At 62.5% G+C, this 22,405-nt stretch carries 17 protein-coding genes; 10 read left to right on the forward strand and 7 right to left on the reverse strand.

Annotation, left to right across the window (positions count from 1 at the left end):
- Nucleotides 1–61 precede the first annotated feature (61 nt).
- The 7 genes from AC1PUL_RS20010 to AC1PUL_RS20040 all read left to right on the forward strand — a co-directional run bounded on the left by AC1PUL_RS20010 (nt 62) and on the right by AC1PUL_RS20040 (nt 7,605).
- Complete coding sequence (locus AC1PUL_RS20010; RefSeq protein ID WP_480465756.1) at nt 62–427, forward strand: ArsR/SmtB family transcription factor; 366 nt, start codon at nt 62–64, stop codon at nt 425–427.
- A 29-nt stretch (nt 428–456) separates the two neighbouring features.
- A complete protein-coding gene (locus AC1PUL_RS20015) occupies nt 457–1,395 on the forward strand; it encodes a LysR family transcriptional regulator (protein WP_480465757.1) in 939 nt (312 codons plus the stop codon).
- A 66-nt stretch (nt 1,396–1,461) separates the two neighbouring features.
- A complete protein-coding gene (locus AC1PUL_RS20020) occupies nt 1,462–1,941 on the forward strand; it encodes a formate dehydrogenase subunit gamma (RefSeq protein WP_480465758.1) in 480 nt (159 codons plus the stop codon).
- Nucleotides 1,938–3,506 carry a formate dehydrogenase beta subunit gene (locus AC1PUL_RS20025; RefSeq protein ID WP_480465759.1) on the forward strand — a complete coding sequence of 523 codons (1,569 nt, stop codon included), beginning with the start codon at nt 1,938–1,940 and terminating at the stop codon, nt 3,504–3,506. Before AC1PUL_RS20020 ends, AC1PUL_RS20025 begins: the two co-directional genes overlap by 4 nt.
- 151 nt (nt 3,507–3,657) lie before the next feature.
- Nucleotides 3,658–6,540, forward strand: coding sequence for a formate dehydrogenase subunit alpha (fdhF, locus tag AC1PUL_RS20030; RefSeq protein ID WP_480465760.1), 2,883 nt, complete (start codon nt 3,658–3,660; stop codon nt 6,538–6,540).
- Nucleotides 6,537–7,367, forward strand: a complete 831-nt coding sequence (gene fdhD, locus AC1PUL_RS20035) for a formate dehydrogenase accessory sulfurtransferase FdhD (protein WP_480465761.1) — start codon at nt 6,537–6,539, stop codon at nt 7,365–7,367. The genes fdhF and fdhD overlap by 4 nt, the downstream gene beginning before the upstream one ends.
- Nucleotides 7,360–7,605, forward strand: a complete 246-nt coding sequence (locus AC1PUL_RS20040) for a formate dehydrogenase subunit delta (RefSeq protein ID WP_480465762.1) — start codon at nt 7,360–7,362, stop codon at nt 7,603–7,605. Before fdhD ends, AC1PUL_RS20040 begins: the two co-directional genes overlap by 8 nt.
- An 8-nt stretch (nt 7,606–7,613) precedes the next feature.
- On the opposite strand, the gene AC1PUL_RS20045 is transcribed toward AC1PUL_RS20040, so the two are convergent.
- The 4 genes from AC1PUL_RS20045 to rocF form a co-directional block, all read right to left on the reverse strand.
- Nucleotides 7,614–8,459, reverse strand: a complete 846-nt coding sequence (locus AC1PUL_RS20045; protein WP_480465763.1) for an asparaginase domain-containing protein — start codon at nt 8,457–8,459, stop codon at nt 7,614–7,616.
- Between the two features lie 127 nt (nt 8,460–8,586).
- A complete protein-coding gene (locus AC1PUL_RS20050) occupies nt 8,587–9,063 on the reverse strand; it encodes a chemotaxis protein CheW (RefSeq protein ID WP_185809231.1) in 477 nt (158 codons plus the stop codon).
- Nucleotides 9,063–10,847 (reverse strand): methyl-accepting chemotaxis protein, encoded by a 1,785-nt coding sequence (locus AC1PUL_RS20055; RefSeq protein ID WP_480468645.1) that lies wholly within the window; start codon nt 10,845–10,847, stop codon nt 9,063–9,065. Before AC1PUL_RS20055 ends, AC1PUL_RS20050 begins: the two co-directional genes overlap by 1 nt.
- 213 nt (nt 10,848–11,060) lie before the next feature.
- Nucleotides 11,061–11,996 carry an arginase gene (gene rocF, locus AC1PUL_RS20060; RefSeq protein WP_480465764.1) on the reverse strand — a complete coding sequence of 312 codons (936 nt, stop codon included), beginning with the start codon at nt 11,994–11,996 and terminating at the stop codon, nt 11,061–11,063.
- A gap of 124 nt (nt 11,997–12,120) precedes the next feature.
- On the opposite strand from rocF, the gene AC1PUL_RS20065 reads away from it, so the two are divergent.
- On the forward strand, nt 12,121–12,546 hold the full coding sequence (locus tag AC1PUL_RS20065; RefSeq protein WP_185809234.1) for an Lrp/AsnC family transcriptional regulator: 426 nt from the start codon (nt 12,121–12,123) through the stop codon (nt 12,544–12,546).
- A gap of 17 nt (nt 12,547–12,563) precedes the next feature.
- Here the strand turns inward: AC1PUL_RS20065 and AC1PUL_RS20070 are convergent, their stop codons facing one another.
- The 3 genes from AC1PUL_RS20070 to AC1PUL_RS20080 form a co-directional block, all read right to left on the reverse strand.
- Nucleotides 12,564–16,727 carry a translocation/assembly module TamB domain-containing protein gene (locus AC1PUL_RS20070; RefSeq protein WP_480465765.1) on the reverse strand — a complete coding sequence of 1,388 codons (4,164 nt, stop codon included), beginning with the start codon at nt 16,725–16,727 and terminating at the stop codon, nt 12,564–12,566.
- Nucleotides 16,728–16,751: 24 nt separating this feature from the next.
- Nucleotides 16,752–18,686 carry an autotransporter assembly complex protein TamA gene (locus tag AC1PUL_RS20075; protein ID WP_480465766.1) on the reverse strand — a complete coding sequence of 645 codons (1,935 nt, stop codon included), beginning with the start codon at nt 18,684–18,686 and terminating at the stop codon, nt 16,752–16,754.
- Between the two features lie 148 nt (nt 18,687–18,834).
- Nucleotides 18,835–19,098, reverse strand: a complete 264-nt coding sequence (locus AC1PUL_RS20080) for a YMGG-like glycine zipper-containing protein (RefSeq protein ID WP_480465767.1) — start codon at nt 19,096–19,098, stop codon at nt 18,835–18,837.
- A gap of 319 nt (nt 19,099–19,417) precedes the next feature.
- Between AC1PUL_RS20080 and AC1PUL_RS20085 the strand changes: the two genes are divergently transcribed.
- Together AC1PUL_RS20085 and AC1PUL_RS20090 are read left to right on the forward strand one after the other, a co-directional pair.
- On the forward strand, nt 19,418–19,906 hold the full coding sequence (locus AC1PUL_RS20085; RefSeq protein WP_054149870.1) for a (2Fe-2S)-binding protein: 489 nt from the start codon (nt 19,418–19,420) through the stop codon (nt 19,904–19,906).
- Between the two features lie 118 nt (nt 19,907–20,024).
- The gene (locus AC1PUL_RS20090; protein ID WP_480465768.1) at nt 20,025–22,391 is read left to right on the forward strand and encodes a xanthine dehydrogenase family protein molybdopterin-binding subunit; all 2,367 of its coding nucleotides are present in this window, start codon (nt 20,025–20,027) and stop codon (nt 22,389–22,391) included.
- Nucleotides 22,392–22,405: the final 14 nt, after the last annotated feature.

Genomic DNA, 22,405 nt, shown 5'->3' on the forward strand with positions numbered 1-22,405 from the left:
ATTGCGCAACAGGGTTCCCGTTGCCGTTAGTGAACACAACCCTTCATGTCTGGACCTCGTCATGAACGAAACGCCGCCACTCACGCCAGAAGCTCTCGAGGATTTCCTATCGAAGGCGCGCGCCGCAAGCGGTTTGTTGAAAGCCCTGTCACACGAGACCCGCCTTCTGATGCTCTGCATTCTGTGCCAGGGCGAAAAGACCGTGACCGAGATCGAGCAGTTTCTCGGCATCCAGCAGGCCGTCGTTTCGCAGCAGCTCGCGCGGCTCAGAAGCGACAAGGTCGTCCAGACCCGCCGTGAAGGCCGGCAGATCTATTACCGGATCGCCGATCCGCAACTCGCCGAACTGATCTCCGTACTCTACAAGATGTATTGCGGTCCGACGCCCGTCTTGCGCGGTGAAGCAGAGGCCCTTACCGACGCCTGAGTGCTCGGCGTGATCGAAGGGCGGGGGATATGATCGACAAGCTGGAATTCTTCATCGCGCTTGCCCGCCAGCAGCATTTCGGCCGTGCGGCGGAGGAATGCGGCGTGACACAGCCGACGCTGTCGGCCGGCATCCGGCAACTCGAAGAGCAGCTTGGCGTCATGCTCGTCCAGCGCGGTTCGCGCTTTCTCGGCCTCACCCCGGAGGGCCAGCGGGTGCTCGAATGGGCGCGGCGCATCGTTGGCGATACCCGCACGATGCGCGAGGAGATGCGGGCGGCGCGACGCGGTCTTGCGGGTCATATCCGTCTTGCCGTCATTCCGACGGCGCTTGCCATGGTGCAGAAGCTGACCGAACCCTTCCAGACGCGGCATCCGGACGTGACCTTTTCCGTCCTCTCGCGCACCTCGCTGCAGGTCTTGAGCTTGCTTGAAAACCTCGAGATCGACGCCGGCATTACCTATCTCGACAACGAGCCGCTGGGGCGCGTGACCAGCGTGCCGCTTTATTCGGAGCGGTATCACCTGATCACGGCTCTCGGCACGCTGCTTGCCGATCGCGACAGCGTCACCTGGAGCGAGGTAGCCGATCTCCGGCTATGCCTTCTGACCGCCGACATGCAGAACCGCCGGATCATCAACCAGCATATGGCGGAGGCCGGGGTGACGCCGAAGCCGACGCTCGAATCCAATTCGATGATCGTGCTCTTCTCGCATATCCGCACCGGCAAATGGGCCTCGATCATGCCGAAGAATGTGGCCGAATCCTTCGGCTTCGGCGAGGAGATCCGGATGATCCCGATCACCGCACCCGAGGCTGAACATCTGGTCGGGCTGGTCGCCACCCACCGCGAACCCTTCACCCCGCTCGTCTCCGGCCTGTTGCATGAGGCACGCTTGCTGGCGGCCTCGAATGCCTTCGATAGAAATCTTCTATCGAGCGACGGAAGCGCCGTATTGACCTCCTGACATCAGACCCATCATCATCTTTCGATGAACGACCCCGCCAGAGCTCGGCGGGTGAGGAGGATTTCGATGAATATTCGTGTGGCTGCGGACGACGTCTCCGCCCGCATATCGGCTGTGATCGCCGAGTTGCAGCATCTGGAGGGCCCGATGCTGCCGATCCTGCACCGCGTGCAGGAGGAATTCGGTTACATCCCTGAGATCGCCAAGCAGATCATTGCCAACGCGCTGAACCTGTCGCGCGCCGAGGTGCATGGCGTCATCACCTTCTACCACGATTTTCGCGCGCAGCCGGCGGGCCGGCATGTGTTGAAGCTCTGTCGCGCCGAGGCTTGCCAGTCGATGGGCTGCGAGCCTCTTGCGGAGACGATCAAGGCCAGGCTCGGCATCGACTGGCACGAGACGACGCCTGACGGTGCCGTCACTCTCGAACCTGTCTTCTGTCTCGGCCTCTGCGCCCAGGCGCCCGCTGCGATGCTCGACGGCGAGCTGCATGCCCGGCTCGACGAAGACTGTCTTTCCAACATTCTGGCGGAGGTGCGCTCATGAGCGTGCCAGACACCATCACTGTCTTCGTCCCCCGCGATGCGGCAGCGCTTGCCGTCGGTGCCGACAAGGTGGCGGCTGCCATCGAGCGCGAAGCCAAGTCGCGCGGCCAGAACGTTTCCATCGTCCGCAATGGCTCGCGCGGCATGCTGTGGCTTGAGGTGCTGGTCGAGGTCCGCACCGAGAAGGGCCGCGTTGCCTATGGTCCGGTCAAGGCCTCCGACGTACCGTCGCTTTTCGATGCCGGCTTCCTTGATGGCGGCGAGCACCCCCTCGGCCATGGCCTCACCCAGGACATCCCCTTCCTCAAGGGCCAGACGCGGCTCACCTTCGCCCGCTGCGGCGTCACCGATCCGCTTTCGCTCGATGACTATCGCCACTATCAGGGCCTCAAGGGTCTCGCGAACGCCATCGCCATGGCGCCGGCCGAGATCGTCAAACAGGTCACTGACAGCGGCCTGCGCGGTCGCGGCGGTGCAGGCTTCCCGACCGGCATCAAGTGGAAGACAGTCGCTGACGCCAGGGCCGACCAGAAATACATCGTCTGCAATGCCGACGAAGGCGACAGCGGCACCTTTGCCGACCGGATGATCATGGAGGGCGATCCCTTCGTGCTGATCGAAGGCATGGCGATTGCCGGGATCGCGGTCGGCGCCACCAAGGGCTATGTCTACACCCGCTCCGAATATCCGCATGCCATCGCCATCATGGAAGAGGCGATCGCGATTGCTAGGGCTGCGGGTATCCTCGGTCCGTCGGTGATGGGCTCGGCTTACGCCTTCGACATGGAGGTCCGCATGGGTGCGGGCGCCTATGTCTGTGGCGAGGAAACCTCGCTTCTGAACAGCCTCGAAGGCAAGCGCGGCGTGGTGCGCGCCAAGCCGCCGCTACCCGCCCTTCAGGGCCTGTTCGGCAAGCCGACCGTCGTCAACAACGTCATGTCGCTCGCCTCCATCCCCGTCATCATGGATCGCGGTGCGCAGTTCTACCGCGATTTCGGCGTCGGTCGTTCGCATGGCACGATCCCGATCCAGCTTGCCGGCAATCTCAAGCATGGCGGGCTCTACGAGACCGCCTTCGGCCTGCCGCTCGGCCAGCTGATCAATGAGATCGGCGGTGGAACGATCTCCGGGCGTCCGGTCAAGGCGGTGCAGGTCGGCGGGCCGCTCGGTGCCTATTTCCCGCCCTCGCTGTTCGATACGATCTTCGACTACGAGGCCTTCACAGCCGCCGGTGGCCTGATCGGCCATGCCGGTGTGGTGGTCTTCGACGATACGGCCGACATGCTGAAACAGGCGCGCTTTGCCATGGAGTTCTGTGCTGTCGAAAGCTGCGGCAAGTGCACGCCCTGTCGCATCGGCTCGACGCGCGGCGTCGAGACGGTCGACAAGATCGCCCGCGGCATCGAGCCGGAGAAGAACAAGGTGCTGCTGGAAGACCTTTGCAACACCATGAAATTCGGTTCGCTATGTGCGCTGGGTGGTTTCACGCCTTATCCGGTCATGAGCGCCATGACGCATTTCCCGGAAGATTTTGTGCCGGCACCGGTTCGGGAGGCTGCGGAATGAGTGTCAGTTCTCTTTCGTCATCCTCGGGCTTGTCCCGAGGATCTACCAAGATTGCCATTCGGGGCACGTTCATTGCTGGACCGGCTCCCGAAGTTGAGACGCAGCAGATCCTCGGGACAAGCCCGAGGATGACGGCGGAAAGGTAAGCGCCATGCCCCTCGTTCCTGAAATCGACTACGGCACGCCCGCCTCGCGCTCGGAAAAGCTGGTGACGCTCACCATCGATGGTCGCGAGATCACGGTGCCCGAGGGCACGTCGATCATGCGCGCCTCGATTGAGGCCGGCATTCAGGTGCCGAAGCTTTGCGCCACAGACATGGTCGACGCCTTCGGTTCCTGCCGCCTCTGTCTGATCGAGGTTGAGGGCCGCAACGGCACGCCCGCCTCCTGCACTACGCCCGTGGCACCCGGCATCGTGGTCCATACCCAGACGGAGCGGCTGAAGGCGATCCGCAAGGGTGTGATGGAGCTCTATATCTCCGACCACCCGCTCGACTGTCTCACCTGTGCGGCCAACGGCGACTGCGAGCTGCAGGACATGGCCGGTGCCGTGGGCTTGCGCGATGTGCGCTACGGCTATGACGGCGAGAACCACGTCAAGGCGCGGTCTGCCGAGGGTGGCATCAACGCCCAATGGATGCCGAAGGACGAGAGCAATCCCTATTTCACCTATGATCCGTCCAAATGCATCGTCTGTTCGCGCTGCGTGCGCGCCTGCGAAGAGGTGCAGGGTACGTTTGCGCTGACCATCGAGGGCGGTGGCTTCGACAGCCGCGTGTCGCCGGGTGCGCATGAAGCCTTCCTGTCGTCGGAATGCGTCTCCTGCGGTGCCTGCGTGCAGGCTTGCCCGACCGCGACGCTGACGGAAAAGTCCGTCATATCAATCGGCCAGCCGGAGCATTCGGCCGTCACCACCTGCGCCTATTGCGGCGTTGGCTGTTCCTTCAAGGCGGAGATGCGCGGCGAAGAGCTGGTGCGCATGGTGCCGTGGAAGGATGGTCAGGCAAACCGCGGCCATTCCTGCGTCAAGGGCCGCTTCGCCTATGGCTATGCCAGCCACAAGGACCGCATCCTCAACCCGATGATCCGCGAAAAGATCACAGATCCCTGGCGCGAAGTGACCTGGGAAGAGGCCTATGCGCATGTCGCCTCCGAATTCAAGCGCATCCAGTATCAGTATGGCCGGGAAGCGATCGGCGGCATCACCTCGTCGCGCTGCACGAACGAAGAGACCTATCTCGTCCAGAAGCTGATCCGCGCCGGCTTCGGCAACAACAATGTCGATACCTGCGCCCGCGTCTGCCACTCGCCGACCGGCTACGGCCTCGGTCAGGCTTTCGGCACCTCGGCCGGCACGCAGAACTTCGACAGTGTTGAGCATTCCGACGTCGTGGTCGTCATCGGCGCCAATCCGACCGATGGCCACCCGGTTTTTGGCTCGCGGCTGAAGAAGCGGCTCCGGCAGGGTGCCAAGCTGATCGTCATCGATCCGCGCCGCATCGATCTCGTGCGCACCCCGCATGTGGAGGCATCCTACCACCTGCCGCTGAAGCCCGGCACCAATGTCGCTGTCATGACGGCACTCGCTCATGTCATCGTCACCGAAGGCCTGTTCGACGAGCGCTTCATCCGCGAGCGCTGCGACTGGTCGGAATTCGAGGACTGGGCGTCCTTCGTTTCTGAGCCGGAGCATTCGCCGGAGGAGACCGAAAAGTTCACCGGCGTGCCGGCTGCTGAACTGCGTGGTGCCGCGCGGCTGTTCGCGACAGGCGGCAATGGTGCCATCTATTACGGCCTCGGTGTGACCGAACACAGCCAGGGCTCGACCACCGTCATGGCGATTGCCAACCTCGCCATGGTCACCGGCAATATCGGTCGCCCCGGCGTCGGCGTGAACCCGCTGCGTGGCCAGAACAATGTCCAGGGCTCCTGCGACATGGGCTCCTTCCCGCATGAACTGCCCGGCTATCGCCATGTGTCCGACGATGCGACGCGCGAGACCTTCGAAAAGCTCTGGGGTGTCGAACTCAGCAACGAGCCGGGCCTGCGCATCCCGAACATGCTCGATGCCGCCGTCGATGGCACGTTCAAGGGCATCTATATCCAAGGCGAAGACATCCTGCAGTCCGACCCCGATACCAAGCATGTCTCGGCTGGTCTCGCTGCCATGGAATGCGTCGTCGTGCACGACCTCTTCCTCAACGAGACGGCCAACTACGCGCATGTCTTCCTGCCGGGTTCGACCTTCTTGGAAAAGGACGGGACCTTCACCAATGCCGAGCGCCGCATCAATCGCGTGCGCAAGGTGATGAGCCCGAAGAACGGTTATGCCGACTGGGAAGTGACGCAGAAGCTCGCCCAGGCCATGGGCCTAACCTGGAACTACACGCATCCGTCTCAGATCATGGACGAGATCGCTGCGACGACCCCGAGCTTTGCCGGCGTCTCCTACGACTATCTGGAAAAGATGGGCTCGGTGCAGTGGCCCTGCAACGAGAAATTCCCGGTTGGATCGCCGATCATGCATGTCGACGGCTTCGTGCGTGGCAAGGGCAAGTTCATCCGCACGGAATATGTGCCGACGGACGAGCGCACGGGTCCACGCTTCCCGCTGCTTTTGACCACCGGTCGCGTTCTCTCGCAATACAATGTCGGGGCGCAGACGCGGCGGACGGAAAACAGTGTCTGGCATGAGGAAGACCGGCTGGAGATCCATCCGCATGATGCCGAACAGCGCGGTGTCAAGGACGGTGACTGGATCAAGCTTGCCAGCCGTTCCGGCGACACCACGCTCCGCGCCCTGATCACCGATCGTGTGGCCCCGGGCGTGGTCTATACGACCTTCCACCATCCGAACACGCAGGCTAATGTCATCACGACCGACTTCTCCGACTGGGCGACCAATTGCCCGGAATACAAGGTGACCGCCGTGCAGGTCTCGTCGTCCAACGGTCCGACCGAGTGGCAGGAGGAGTATGAGGAGCTGAGCCGCCGTTCGCGGCGCATTGCCGGAAAACTGGAAGCGGCGGAATGAGCGATCTGATCGGCGCCACGGCACGGATTGTCGGCGGGCTGAAGGCGAGCCACGGGCGCGTCTCCAGCAGCAGCCGGCTCGTGCCCGAGGAGGTGCCGATCGCCTTTTCCTATGCGGGGTCCACCCATGCTGTGATGATGGCGACCCCGGATGATCTCGAAGACTTCGCGGTGGGTTTTTCGCTCGCCGAGGGCATCATCGAGGGGGCGGAGGATGTGCTTGCCATCGACGCTATCGAGGCGGGCGCGGGCATTGATGTCCAGGTCACGCTGAGGGAGATGACGGCTGAAGCGCTGATCGCGCGACGTCGGCGCATGGCCGGGCCTGTTGGCTGCGGTCTCTGTGGCATCGAATCGATCGAGCAGGCGAACCGTGCTGTGAAGCCGGTTGATGCTGAGGGTTTCAGTCTGTCCGCCCGTGATGTTGCCCGGGCCATGGCGCAGCTGACGGCGCGGCAGGATCTGAACCGCCAGACACGCGCCGTCCATGCAGCCGGCTTCTACAGTCTAACAGACGGGCTTGTCGCGATCCGCGAAGATGTCGGCCGCCACAATGCGCTCGACAAGCTCGTTGGTGCCGTCGTCATCGGCGGTTGGGAATCAGCCCAGGGTGCGGTGGTGGTGACGAGCCGGCTTTCCGTCGAGATGGTGCAGAAGACGGCAGCGCTTGGGGCGCCTGTACTGATTGCCATTTCCGCGCCGACAGCGCTTGCCATCCGTACCGCCGCGCAGGCCGGGATCACCTTGATTGGCATTGCGCGCGACGAGGATTTCGAGATTTTCACCCGGCCCGACCGGGTGGCCGAGGGAGTACCGCTGCATGTCTGAAACCGGCACCGACGCCAAGCTGATCCGCATGGCCAATCAGATCGCCACCTTCTTTGCCTCTCAGCCGGAGGCCGAGCGGGTAGAGGGCGTTGCCGCGCATATCAACAAGTTCTGGGAGCCGCGCATGCGTCGGCGTTTCCACGAACTGGTCGAGGACGAGGCTGAAGGCTTTCTGCCGCTGGTGATTGCTGCGTCGGCGAAAATCCGCCGCCCGGAGCCGATTGCCGCCGCGACCTGAGCAGCCGGTCAGTTGAGCCAGAGATGAATGAGGGCGGCTTCCGGTGTCTCGGTGCCGCCGTTTTCTATGCCCGTGCTCCAGAGGCCTGCCCCAGCTGCATAGGCGCCGGGTGACAGGCCGCCGGCTTCACACTGGCTTACCGCCCGCAGCCGCTTTCCACTCTTCACCGCGTCGGCCAGAACCGTCAGCAGGTTCGCATCGTTCATCGCAGTCCCCGCGCCGAAGATCCGCAGCACCGCACCGTCGAGCTTTGCCAGCATGGCCTTGACGGCCTCTGCGGGAATGCCCGGCGACAGCGTGAGGATCGCAAGCTTGCGGTCCTCGAAGGTTCGATGCTTTGGCGTGCCCGGTCTCACCTGCGGTTGCGAGCGGAAGGCGTCTGCTTCGTGGCTGTGATGTTTGATGAGGCCATCGGCGGAGAGAATCTTGCCGGCAAAGGCCAGCTGGACGCCGGGCTCCGTACCCATCGCAGCCGAGATGGCGAGATCGAGATTGCCTTCGGCATCACCTTTATGCCCGAGCGGTAGCATGGAGCCGCAGAGGATGACGCGTCTGGCCTCACCCGCAAGGGGTTGGCTGAGTGCTGCGCCGGTAAAGGCCATGGTGTCGGTGCCGTGGGTGATGATGACAGCCGCGTCGGGGTGACTGCGGATCGTCGCCAGCATGCGGTTCCAGTGGGCAGGGCCGACATCGGCGCTGTCGAGGAGGGGATCGAAAACGTGGGCGATGAGTTCCGTGCCCTGCGGCAGGCGTTTGATGATCGCCTCTTCCACCAATCCCTTACGGGGTGCCAGGCCTTCCGGCGTCTCTGCCATGCCGATCGTTCCCCCCGTGTGGATCAAGAGCAGCTTCATGGTCTTCCTCCCAGACTTTTTGGGGTCTGGTAGGCCAGCTGCGCGCCAAGATCAACCATAAGCGTCAACGCGAAAGGGCAGCGCCTTGCAGCGCTGCCCTTTCGAAAGGGACAGATTTGTCGCCGGATCAGGCGGCCATGTCTTCCAGGTCGCTGCCCTTGAACATCTTGGCGAGGTTCAGGAAGCAGATCATGCCGTTCTCGTTGGCGATGATGCCCTCCGAGAAGGTCTTGTCGAAGGAGGCCGAGACTTCCGGAACCGGCTGGACCTGGCTCGACGGGATTGTCAGGATGTCCGAAACGCGGTCGACCAGCATGCCGATGACCATGTTGTGGACTTCGGCAACGACGATGGCCGAACGTTCATTGGCAACAGTGCTCTTCATGCCGAGCTTGTAGGCGAGATCGATGATCGGGATGACTGAACCACGCAGGTTCATCACGCCGATGACATCCGCCGGCGCATGCGGGATCGGCGTGGACGGAGCCCAGCCGCGGATTTCGCGGATCGTGGTGGTCTTTACGCAGAACTCCTGATCATGAAGCCGGAAGGCGATGATCTCGAGGGTCTCACTGCCGAAGCTGGTGGAGCTGATAGTTGCCATTAGAAATCTTCCCAACCTTCCTGTACCTTGGCGGCGGCTGCGCCACCTGTGGCGCGAGCGACACTCGCCATGAGTTTGCGTGCCGGTGATGCAACAGGTGAAGCATCGGGACGCGCTTCCATGACTTTATGCGAAGAGTGTTGCCCAATTCTAAACTGCGCCACCAGTTCGCGCAGAGATGCCGCCTGTTTTGCGAGGCTGTGGCTCGCCGCTGTCGATTCTTCCACCATGGCGGCGTTCTGCTGGGTGTTCTGATCCATGGCGTTGACCGCCTTGTTGATCTCATTCAGGCCCGTCGACTGTTCGCGGGACGCTTCGACGATGGCCACGACATTGGTGTTGATGTCTTTGACCTCGGCGACGATCTTCTCAAGTGCCTTGCCTGTCTCGCCCACCAGTTGAACGCCGGCCTTGACCTGATCAGAAGACGTATTGATGAGAGCCTTAATCTCCTTTGCAGCGGTCGCCGAGCGTTGCGCGAGTTCACGCACTTCCTGAGCGACCACGGCAAAGCCCTTGCCGGCTTCACCCGCGCGAGCCGCTTCGACCCCTGCGTTCAAGGCCAGCAGGTTGGTCTGGAAGGCGATGTCATCGATGACTCCGATGATATTGGAGATTTCCTTCGAGGAGTTCTCGATCTGCCCCATCGCCTCGATGGCGTTCTTGACCACGAGCCCCGAGCGCTCGGCACCGTCCTTGGTGCGGGCCACCAACTGGCCTGCCTCGTTGGCTCGCTTGGAGCTGTCGGCAACGGTCTGCGTGATCTGCTCCAGCGCTGCCGCCGTCTCCTCGACGGCTGCGGCTTGCTGTTCGGTGCGCTTGGCGAGATTGTCGGAGGCTTCGCGGATCTGCGAGGAGCCAGAGGCAATCGCGTCTGTGTTGTGGCTGACATTTTGCATGGCCGCAGCGACCCGAGCCATGGCGGCATTGAAGTCGGTCCGGATCTGTTCGAGCGACGGGATGAACGGCTTGTCGATCATCGCGGTCAGATCGCCATTGGCGAGCGCCGTCAGGCCTTTGGCGATGTCATCGACGGCGTTGACGCGTCCGGTGATGTCGGTCGCATATTTCACCACCTTGAAGACACGGCCGCTGGCATCGAAGATCGGGTTATAGGAGGCCTGGATCCAGACGACCTTGCCGCCCTTACCGATGCGCTTGAACTCTTGCGAGACGAATTGCCCGGAGGCGAGCGTTTTCCAGAAATCGCGATAGGCCTCTGTGCGCGTGTAATCAGGCTCGCAGAACATTGAATGGTGCTTGCCGGTGATTTCGCCTAGCGTATAGCCGAGGGTCGACAGGAAGTTTTCGTTGGCCGTCAGGATTTCGCCGGTCGGCGTGAATTCGATCGTCGCCTGAACGCGGGAGATCGCCTCGAGCTTGCCGTTGTCTTCGGCGGATTTGAGCTTCGCCGCCGTAATATCGGTTGCGAATTTGACGATCTTCCAGAGCTTGCCGTTCTTGAAGACCGGGTTATAGGAGGCCTGAATCCAGATTTCGCTGCCGTCCTTTCTCAAGCGCTTGTATTCGCGGCTTTCGAACTGACCGCGATTGAGCATGGCCCAGAACTCGCGATAGTCTGCGGTTGCTGTATAGGCCGGATCACAAAAGATGCGGTGATGCTTGCCCTTGATTTCCGCCAGGCTATAGCCCAACGCACGACAGAAGTTCTCGTTTGCCGTGATAATCGTGCCATCAAGATGAAACTCGATGACTGCCTGTGACTTGCTCAAGGCATCAAGAACCGACTTCGATTCAAGTCCAGGAAACGTTATTAACCCCATGTCAATGCCCCCCGCTAACTGCGCACCAGCTGATGGTGCAGGTGAGGCGAATAATAGCCTTCCGATATTAAGCAATGGTCAATGTCTAAGATAATTGACACTTAAAATAGTCCAAAAGTGTCTACTTCAGCCACTTTCTCGAGGTCGAAATTGATCAAAGACAATTTTGGCGCGGTGTATTTTTCAACAGTCTATACTTGCCTATGGTTGTGCTCAGCCTCCTCGTGTCGGCCGATCGAGGATACGCCTGCCGAAGAGGCTTGCGGCCAGTTCGACCATGACACGTGCGCTACGGCCACGGTCGTCGAGAAACGGGTTCAGTTCAACGAGGTCGAGTGAGGAGACGAGCCCGCTGTCGTGCAGCAGCTCCATGATCAGATGCGCTTCGCGGAAGGTGGCGCCTCCCGGCACGGTCGTCCCGACACCCGGTGCGACATCCGGATCGAGGAAATCGACGTCAAGGCTCACATGCAGGAGCGCATTTGCCTCGCGCACATCAGCCAGGATGCGTTTGACAATGCTGCCCATGCCCTCTTCGTCGATCGCGCGCATGTCGTAGACGTTAACGGCGTTTTCCGTAATCAGGCGGCGCTCTTCCTCGTCCACGGAGCGGATGCCGACCTGGTAGACATGGCTCGGATCAACGAAGGGGCGATCGGCAGGCAGGATCGGTGCAAACTCTGCCTTGCCGCAGAAGAAGGCGACCGGCATGCCGTGGATATTGCCCGAGGGCGATGTCTCCGGGGCATTGAAGTCGGAATGGGCGTCGAGCCAGAGAACGTAAAGCGGGCGGCCCGCTTCGGCCGCATAGCGGGCCATGCCGGAGACGCTGCCCATGGACAGACTGTGGTCGCCACCCAGCAGGATCGGCACGGCGCCACCAGCGGCGGCTCCGTAGGTCGCTGCTTCGATCGCGCGGGTGAAGGCGCCGACGACGGGCAGATGCTTGGCGCGCTCCATCTCCTGGAGATCGCTGGCAGGTGCCGGGCGCAGGTCACCACGATCTTCGACCTCATAGCCAAGCTCGCGCATGGCGGACGCAATGCCGGCGATGCGATAGGCCGCCGGTCCCATGGCGCAACCACCCCGGCCGGAACCTTCCTCGAGCGGTACGCCGATCAGTGCCACGGTCTTCTGCTGCTTGTGCATGGGTCGTCCTCGTTTAATGCCGTGTTTCCATGATCGGGCAAAGTGACGTTGTCAAAAAGATGGAACTTCGTCACAAAGCGCTATACTTTGCGCAAATCGCAACCAGCATGTGACAGTTTGCAAGATGGATGATCTCGACCGCCATATCCTGGGCGCGCTGCGCCAGAACGCGCGTCTGCCCGTGGCCTCGCTTGCTGCGATGACCGGTGCGTCGCGTGCGACGATTTCCGCGCGCATCGATCGGCTGGTGGCAAACGGGACGATCGCTGCTTTCACCATCCTGACCGGTAGCGAGATCCAGCCCACGGGTGTCCGGGCGATCATCATGATCGAGGTCGTCGGCAAGTTTGCGGATCGGGTAGCGCATCAGCTACGCGGCATGCCGCAGGTCCGCTCGCTGCACAGCACCAACGGCAAGTGGGATTTCATTGCGGAGTTGGAGGAACGGGATCTCGCAAGCTTCGACGAGACCCTGCGCCGCATCCGGTTGATCGAGGGGATCAACTTCACCGAATCCAACATCCTGCTGAAGACCAGCAAAGTCACCTGAGCCGAACTCTCTCCGGCTCAGTATTCCTTCTCGTAGAAGATGCCGCCACCGGCGCCGGAACCGCCGGCTTCGCCCTTCAGCTTCAGGCCCCGGCCGATGTCGAGGTTGATCGTCGCCTTGGCGCCGCCGCTGCCGCTTTGTTGCAACTCGATATAGGTCCGGTCGTTCAGATATTTGCCCGCGCTGATGCTCGTTCCACCGGTCTCGTCGGTCGACACGTCGAGATCGTCTATGCCGAGGGTACTGCGCAGCGACTGGAACAGCGATGAACCGCGTCCGCCGGCAAGTTGGGCTGCCGCATCAGCAAGCTGGGCGATCTGCAGGGGCGACAAACGCGACAGGGACTGCCCGAAGATCAACTGGGCAAGGATTTCATCCTGCGGCAGAGCCGGGGTCGAGGAGAAGGTCACCTCCGGATTGCTGGCGAGCCCCGTCAGGCGGATGACGATCGTGGCATCCCCGGATGTCGTGGTCGCCTCAAGATCCAACAGCGGCACGAGGTCACCGCCGAAGGTGATCGTCGCACGGGTGATGTTCAGCCGCTTGGTCAGGATCTGCATGCGGCCACGTCTCAGCTCAAAGGCGCCGGAGACAGCGGGTGCCGCGGCCGTTCCCGTCAGGGTGATCGTGCCGCCAAGCTCTGCATCGATGCCGCGGCCGCGAATGAAGGTCTGCGACGGTGAGGCGATGGTAAGGTTGAGCGCGATGGGCGCACTGGAGGCGCGTCCTTCTGCCGGCTTTTGATCGCGCTGCTGCCGCAGGATTGCGGGCGGCGCATGCTTGTGTTCGATGTCGAGTGCCTGAAGGCTGGCCGGTCGGCTCTCCTGGAGGGTAATCGAGGTGCGAGACAGGTTGATCGTGCCGCCCAGCGTCGGTCCGTTCAGCAATTGGCCTGTCAAAGTCAGCGTGCCGCTCGCCGTACTGGTAACCGTATTGCCGTCCACATAGGCGGTTTCGTCGAGATTGATCGTCAGGTCAGCCGGCAGGCCGGGATTGGCGAGGTCGATCGTACCGCGCGCGGAAACCTGGCCGCCGGTTGCCAGATTGCCGGTGAGGCTGCCGATTTCGGCGCGTGTTCCGGTCAGATTGATGGTGGTGGCGATCTGCTCGATGGCGAGATTTCTGCGGACATCGACGATGCGGGCGCCCGAGGTCGAGACGGTGCCGGTGATCCTCGGTGCGCTGCCGGTGCCGGCGATCGTCAGGTTGACGCTGGCATTGCCCTCGGCGACGAAACCCTGGGCACCCACCTGGCCATTGGCCGCCGAAAGCGGCACGTCACCCTGGACGCGGATGTCGAGGTCTGGCCCGTTCTCAAGGGAGACTCGTCCGCCCGCCGTCAGGCCGATGCCGCCACCGCTGATGCGGCTGTCGAGCGTGAGGCTCTGGTTCTCGAAACGGCCGGTTGCCGTGATGCCAAGAGGGGCAAGACCGGCGCTGCGCATCGGCGCGATCGCTGCTCCCTGCCAGTCGAGACTGTAGTCGGCCACCGGTGCAGCGGTCGTGCCGCTGATGCGCACCGTCCCGGAGATGGTACCCTCGGGTGCAATGGTCGGAGCCAAGGCTGACGCAAGCGAGGCGGGCAATTCCCTGATGTCGGCGGAGAGATCAAGCGTGTCGGCGACCGTACCGGACAAAGCCACGCGGCCCAAGCCCGCAGAGATGACGGTTTCGTCGATCGAGATTGCGCCGTTCCGCATCCGGATCGCCGTCGGTGATGCCAGAGCGAGTGCGATGCCGCGCGGGGCAGCGCTCAGTTCATCGATTGCGACGCTCAAGCCCTCTGTGCCCTCACGCAGTATGCCGCGCAAAACCACCGGGGCATTGTCGTAACGGCCGGTCAAATTGAAATTCGTGTCCGCGTCGGATCGGGTGAAGGCAAGCGCCACCGTCTCCAGCCGGTTTTCGCCAGAGGCAATGCTGGCCGCTCGCACGGTGCCTTCGGCTGCGAGAGCTGCGGCGTCGGAAATCCGCATATCGACGCTCGGTTCGGCGATCGTCAGCGCATCCCTGCTGATTGCGGAACCTGTTGCCTGGACGTCCGCAGCGATCCGGCCATCGCGCGAATTCAGCTGGATGTCCCCTCTCAGATCGCCGCTGAGCGTCTGGCCGGCAAGTGCCGCAAGCAGGCTCAGGTCCGGAAAATCGAAGGTGATATCGCCACTCGGCAGGAGGTCCTGGCCGAGATCGAGTGTGCCTTTCAGTCGGTTCGGACCGATTGCGAGATCCAGAGCATCAACCCCTGTCCGACCCCTGGCGCTCACCACTTCGGCCTTGGCATCGAGCGGCTTTCCGTCGATCTGGCCACTGGCCGTGAGATTGGCGCTGGGTGCCTCGCGGCTTGCGACGCCGTCAAGCTGCAGTTTGAAATTCTCGATCTGGTAGCCGGCTGCCTGTCCCTCCTCGACGGCCAGATTGACGGTCGCGTCGATGGCATCGAGAGGGCCGGAGGCGGAGATGTTGAAGGAGGCAGGGGCCTCGATGCGATCAACGAAAAGGCCGATATCGCGCAGTCGCCCGGTCAGATCGCTTGCGATCATGCCCTCCTGATCCAGCGCGAGGGAGCCTTCGGCCTGAGCGATGTCACTGGTCAGGATGATGTCCCGCAGCGCGACGGCGCGGGGCGCCACGAAATCCACACGAGCCGAGAGGTCGACCGGCGCTTGGAGCCGGCTAGAGAGTGCGGGCGGCAGTATCTCGGGCTCGGCCCGCACCGCCAGTTGGCCAGTGAACTCGTTGTCGGGAAGGGAGTACTGGCCAGAGCCCTGCAGATTGAGGCCGTTGCTGTCGAAGACCAGTTGCTCGAAGGTGATCGCCTGTGCCGTTAGGGTCAGGGGGGTTGTCAGCGCCAGCGGAGCTTTTAGATAGGGACGAATGGCTTCATCACGGATATCGGTGCCTTGCACCGAGACCGCGACGTTGACCGGGCCGGCCCGGTTTGTCAGGTCGAAGCCCTCACTGTCGGCGGAGAGCGACACATCGGTAAAGCTGCCCTGTGACACGCTGAGTTCAGCCAGATCGGCACGGGCCGACAGCCTTGCTGCGGCCGCCTGGCCATTGATGGCAAGCTCAAGGCTCCTAAACTTCATGCCGCCCGTGAAGTCCGGCGATTGCGAGGTCAGGCCGATCGGCTCGCCGGTCGCGCGGGCCGTCAGCCGGATATCGTTCTCACCCTTCGGATTGTAGCGGCCGGCTGCGCTGACATCGGCAGAGGCGGTCGTGAACCGGCCCCTCTCGATTTCCACCGATCCGTCCGCGCCCATCTGCGCGGCGAGGTCGATGGCAGTTTCGCCGGAAAACACATCCCGTAGTTCCGGTGGAACAAGGCCTGCAAAGGCACCGCCGCCCCTGGCCGTCAGAGCGCGAACGCCATCCGTGCCGAGCTTGTGGGTGACGTCGACGGTGATCGTTCGCTCGCCGTTCAGGGATGCCATGACCTCGCCTGCCCAATCATCGAGGGGGCCGTCACCATCCACCTTGATTGCAATCGCCGGCTGGCCGGGAATTTGCAACTGCTGCCCGAGAAGACCGGCTGGGGGCTCCTGATAATCCAGATTGATACGCAGCTGGTTGTCGTTCGGGGCGTAGAGCAGGTCGACGACCGCGTTGTTGCCGGGGTCGTCCCGTCGGCTTGCCGTCAGCCGGCTCGCGATGGTTTCGCCGACGATGGTGAGCGAGCCCTGGGCGGAGAGCGCAAGGTCGCGCTCGACAAGGGCTGCACCGATCTCGATTTGAGGCAGGTCGATGGTTGCCACGTCGATTTCGACGGGCAGCGAGAAGGGTTCGTCCGTTTCGGGCTCAGGCTCGGCGGAGGGAAGAGGGGCGCGTTCAAGGGTCACGCGTTCAGCCGAGATGCGCTCGGCGGTGAAGCGCTTGCGGATCAGGTCGCGTGGCGTCCAGTCAAGGGCGAGGTTGTCGATCGTTGCATAGATGCCCTGGCTGTCGGCCACGGTAATGCGCTCGACGGAGAAGGCGCTGCTCAGCAACGGGCCGGTGCCGCTCAGGGTGATCTGGCGGTTGTCGGTCGAGACAAGGGCTGCAATCCGGTCAGCAAGGAACTGGCTGCCGGTGCGCGAGAAGCCGCCGACGAGAATGACCACGACGAAGAGGGCGATCATCGCCGCGACCAGGCCGCCCAGCAGGCGGGCCGTCCAGGTCAGGATGCGCTTCAACCAGATCATGCTCACTGTCGTCCTGTCTTGCGGTCAGAAGCTCTGGCCGATGCCGGCATAGATGGCATAGCGGCTGCCGCCATCATAAGGATCCAGAGGGACCGCTACATCGAGCCTGAGAGGCCCAAAAGGCGTCATGTAGCGCAGGCCCAGCCCTGCACCCATCTTGATGTCATTGAAATTGGGCACAGTGGTGTCCGTGACGGTGCCGATGTCGAGAAAGGGCACGATGCCGATCGTATCCGTCACATTGATACGCGCCTCGAGATTGGCGGTCACATAGGAGCGGCCGCCGGTGCCGGCTCCCCCTGCGGTTCTCGGCGTGATCTCCTGGAACGAATAGCCACGCACCGAACCGCCGCCGCCGGCGAAGAAACGCCGTGTCGCCGGGATCGCCGAAAGATCGCCGCCACCGACAAGCGTACCGGCATTCAGCCGGCCTGCGAGCACGAAGCGGTCCTCCTCGCCGAAGCCGAGATAGGCGGAGATCGATCCTTCGAGGGAGGTGAAGAAGGTCTGGCCGAAGAAGTCGTAACTCGGCGTCAGCGCGATGGTGCCGTAATGGCCTTCGGTGGCGTTCAGGCGGTTGTCGCGGGTGTCCCTGATATAGCCGAGCGGCACACCGAAGGTCAGGTATTCGTTGCCTCTGCCGAAGGCGTCGTCGATGTTGTCGTAAGCGAGCGATGCGCCGGCGTTGACCGTGTCGGTGTCGGTCAGTTCGTAGGAATAGGCGACTTTTCCCGTCACGGTCGCCGCATCGTAATAGTCGGTCTCGAGCGTGCTGCCCTTGATACTGGCTTCCAGCGTTCCCGAGGGCACGAAGGCGCCCGGCTTGATGAAGGTCATCCCGGCCGTATAGTCGAGCGAGGAAACGTCGGAGACGTCCTTCAGTTCTCCGAGGCCGCGCACCGAGCCTTCGATCCTCAGCGATTCCGCCTCGCCGAACAGGTTGCGGTGGCCCCAGTAGCCCTCGATGCCGCCGCCGTCGAGCGAGGAATAGCTCGCGCCGATGCCGAAGTAGCGATGCTTGCCTTCCGACACGACAATGCCGATCGGCAGGGATCCCGCCGGATCGAGCTCGTCTGCCTCGTTGATGGTGACTGAAGAGAAGACGCCGAGGGTTCGCAGTCGCTCGCCGGCCTTGCGCAATTGCTCCGGCGAATAGGTCTGGCCGGGTCTGAGCCGGGAGTAATACTCGACAAAAGCCGGATCGACCGCGCGGGCGCCCTTGACGGTGACCGCACCGAGCGGTGCGACAGGGCCTGCCTCGACCGCGATGGTCAGATCGACCGTATTGGTCTCGTGGTCGGCGACGACCTCGCGGCGGGTCACTTCAGTCAGCGGCCGGCCTTCCTGCTTCAGCCGCTCGGCGATCTGTTCGGCCGCGCGCAGGATCACCAGAGATCCGGCATTTTCACCCGGTGCCAGATCGAATTCGGCGGGGTCGAGCCGTGCCGCATCGCCCTCGAGCGTCACGGCGCCGAGCGTGAAGGTTGGCCCGGGCTTGACGCTGATTGCTACAGGCACAGGTCGCGACCGGTCGAAGACCGGGTTCGGCGGCAGACTGTCGATGTCCTTTCCGTCGATGGTCACCGTGACGATGCCGCCATAGAGGGCGTTTTCGTAGAGCGTCGCAATCAGGCGATCGCGATCGTCGCGCGCCTTGATGACGAGACCGAGATCGCCGGAGACCGGCTTTTCCTCATCGGCCAGCAAAAGCGATGTGCGCTGCAGGGATTTCTTCAGGGCGCGGTCGGCGTCCCCGGTGTCGAGGGTGATGGTGTAATCAACAGGGTCAATGACATCGCGATCGGCTTCGTCACTGCCAAACAGGCGAATGCCGAACAGCTCGAAAGCATTGGCCTGCGAGGTGAAAGCGAAACATAGGGGGCTCGCGACGGTGAGGATGAGCCCGAGCCGGAACGCATGACTAAATTTCGGCAATGTCCATCCACTTGGTCTCGGCATGTCGCTATCATCGCGATCCGTTGGGCGCTCCCCCGCTTGCCCGACAACTTAGGCGGAAATGCATGAAGACGCATACCCCCTTTTTGAGCGATCACGAAAAAAGGCGGGAAGGTTGCCCTCCCGCCTGTCTTGTTTGCGGCAAATGTCCTTAGTAGCTGCGCGGGCAGGCGTCGATGTAACGGTTGCCGTAGCGGTCGCGATAGTAGCACTGGCCCGGCTGTTCCGAGACACGGCCGATCACGGCGCCCGCAACGCCACCGATGGCAGCACCGACGGCTGCACCACGGACGTTGCCGGTCGCAATGCCGCCGATGATCGCGCCGGAGGCAGCGCCGATCGATGCGCCGCGTTCGGTCTGGGTGCAGCCTGCGGCCGTAAGGCCGACCAGCATCAGCACAAGAGCTTTCTTCATCTTCATCTCTCCAAGTTCCACGCGCCCGGTCCAGCCGGTCTTGTTTTAACAGTTCGCCCCGCCGCTCGAACTCTTGCCATGCGGCTTCAGGCTTTCATGAGCATAGCCTTGACCGGCGGAAAGTCCATGGTCGCGGCTCACACCCTCACAGGTGGTTCCATTGCATGAGGCATCGAAGATGAACCCAGGATTTACAGGCGGTTCGATGCTGCAATGCGGCACACAAAATTTTCGTTTGCGACGTTCTGGACGGTTGCACATGTCACATAAAACTCCCACCATGCCTCGCGTGTCCGGGAGAGACACGAGGAGGAACAACATGGCTAAAGTGACGCTGACGGTGAATGGCCGGACAGTGAGCGGGGAGTGCGAGGATCGCACCCTGCTCGTGCATTTCATTCGCGAGAAACTTGGTCTGACGGGAACGCATGTGGGTTGCGACACCACCCAGTGCGGCACCTGCGTCGTGCATATGGACGGCAAGTCGATCAAGAGCTGTTCGATCCTGGCCGTTCAGGCCTCGGGATCGTCGATCACGACGATCGAGGGCCTCTCTTCCGGCGGCGAACTGCACCCCGTGCAGGCTGCCTTCAAGGAGCATCACGGCCTGCAATGCGGCTTCTGCACGCCGGGCATGGTGATGACCGCGCTCGACATGATCTGTCGTCACAACGGTGCGCTCGACGAGGCCACCGTCCGCCACGAGCTCGAAGGCAATATCTGCCGCTGCACGGGCTACCACAACATCGTCAAGGCCGTTCTCTCGGCCAATGAAGCGATGACCGCCGGCCGCCAGGCCGCCGAGTGACGTCCAAGCGAATAGGGAATAGCGAGTAGCGAATAGCTCGTCGCGCCGCGACGTCATGTGAACGCACTCAGCCCTCTATTCGCCATTCGCTATTCGCTCACTTCTGGAGGAGAAGACAATGGGTGTTGAAGGAATCGGCGCGCGAGTGGCGCGCAAGGAAGACAAGCGTTTCCTAACCGGCAAGGGTCGCTATACCGACGACATGGTCGTCCCCGGCATGAAATATGCCTATTTCGTCCGTTCGCCCTACGCACATGCAAAGATCAAGTCGATCGATGTCGCGGCGGCCAAGGCTATGCCTGGCGTCATCGACGTTCTCGATGGCAAGCAGCTGCTGGCCGACGGTATCGGCAATCTGATCTGCGGCTGGATGATCCATTCCAAGGACGGCACGCCGATGAAGATGGGCGCCTGGCGTCCCCTCGCGCATGAAACCGTGCGCTATGTCGGGGACGCAGTCGCAATCGTCATCGCCGACAGCATCGGCGAGGCGCGCGATGCCTCGGAGGCCGTTGTGGTCGAGTATCAAGAGCTGCCGGTCGTCACCGGCGCGGTCGATGCGCTGAAATCAGGCGCGCCGCAGCTTCATCCGGAAGCGCCCGGCAACCTGATCTTCGACTGGGAGATCGGCGACAGCGCTGCAGCAGACGCTGCGATCGCCAGTGCCGCGCATGTCACCGAGATCGAGATCTTCAACAATCGCCTGTCGCCGAACCCGATGGAACCGCGCGCCACGCTCGGCATCTACGACACGGCAGAAGATCATTTCACCTGCTATACGACGTCGCAGAACCCGCATGTTGCGCGTTTGGTGATGAGCGCCTTCTACAATGTCGCGCCCGAGCACAAGCTGCGGGTGATCGCGCCGGATGTCGGCGGTGGCTTCGGCTCGAAGATCTACATCTATCCGGAAGAGGTCGTCTGTCTCTGGGCCTCGAAGAAGACTGGCGTGCCGGTCAAATGGACCTCCGACCGCACCGAGGCCTTCCTCACCGACGCCCATGGCCGCGACCATGTGTCGAAGGTCAAGATGGCCTTCGACAAGGACCACAAGATTATCGGTCTGAAGGTCGACACCATCGCCAATCTCGGCGCCTATATGTCGCTCTTCTCGTCCTCGGTTCCGACCTATCTCTATGCGACGCTGCTGTCAGGCCAGTATGCGATCCCGGCGATCCACGCCAATGTGCGCACCGTCTATACCAACACCGTTCCGGTCGATGCCTATCGCGGGGCCGGTCGTCCTGAGGCGACATATCTCCTGGAACGCACCGTCGAAACCGCCGCCCGTGAACTCGGCATCTCGCCGGCGGAACTGCGCCGCAAGAACTTCGTGCGGACCTTCCCGTACCAGACGCCCGTGATCATGTGCTACGACGCGGGCGACTACGACGCCTCGCTGGAGGCTGCGATGTCTGCCGCCGACTGGAACGGCTTTCCTGCTCGCAAGGCAGAAGCGGCGCGTCGCGGCAAGCTGCGCGGCATCGGCATGAGCTGCTATATCGAGGCTTGCGGCATTGCGCCGTCGGCGGCGGTCGGTTCGCTTGGTGCCGGTGTCGGCTTGTGGGAATCGGCTGAAGTCCGCGTCAACGCAGTCGGCACGGTCGAGGTGCTCACTGGCTCGCACAGCCATGGCCAGGGTCACGAAACGACGTTCGCACAGCTCGTTGCCGAGCGGCTCGGCGTGCCGATCGACAATGTTTCGATCGTCCATGGCGACACCGACAAAGTGCAGATGGGCATGGGCACCTATGGCTCGCGTTCCGGAGCTGTCGGCATGTCGGCCATCGTCAAGGCGCTCGACAAGGTCGAGGCGAAAGCCAAGAAGATCGCGGCGCACCTGATGGAAGCCGACGAAAGCGACATCGTCATCGAGAATGGCGAGCTGAAGGTCGCGGGTACCGACAAGTCGGTTCCGTGGTTCCAGGTGGCACTTGCCGCCTATACCGCCCACAACCTGCCGTCCGGCATGGAGCCGGGTCTGAAGGAAGGCGCCTTCTACGACCCGTCCAACTTTACCTTCCCGGCCGGCTGCTACATCGCGGAAGTCGAGGTCGATCCGGAAACCGGCAAGACCGACATCATCCAGTTCGTGGCTGCCGACGACTTCGGCAACATCATCAATCCGATGATCGTCGAGGGTCAGGTGCATGGCGGCATCGCGCAGGGCATCGGTCAGGCACTGCTCGAGGGCGTGCATTACGATCCGCAGACCGGCCAGCTTCTGACCGCAAGCTATATGGATTATGCCATGCCGCGCGCCGACGATTTGCCGTCTTTCAACGTCTCGCACCAGAACACGCCTTGCCCGGGCAATCCGCTTGGGATCAAAGGCTGCGGCGAGGCCGGCGCCATCGGTTCGCCGCCGGCGCTGATCAATGCGATCACCGATGCGATCGGCAACAACAACCTCAACATGCCGGCGACGCCGCTTGCCGTCTGGAATGCTATCCAGGCCAATGCGACCCGTCAGGCCGCCGAATAAGGGAGGACAGGACC

This window comes from Rhizobium sp. P43, assembly GCF_056730705.1.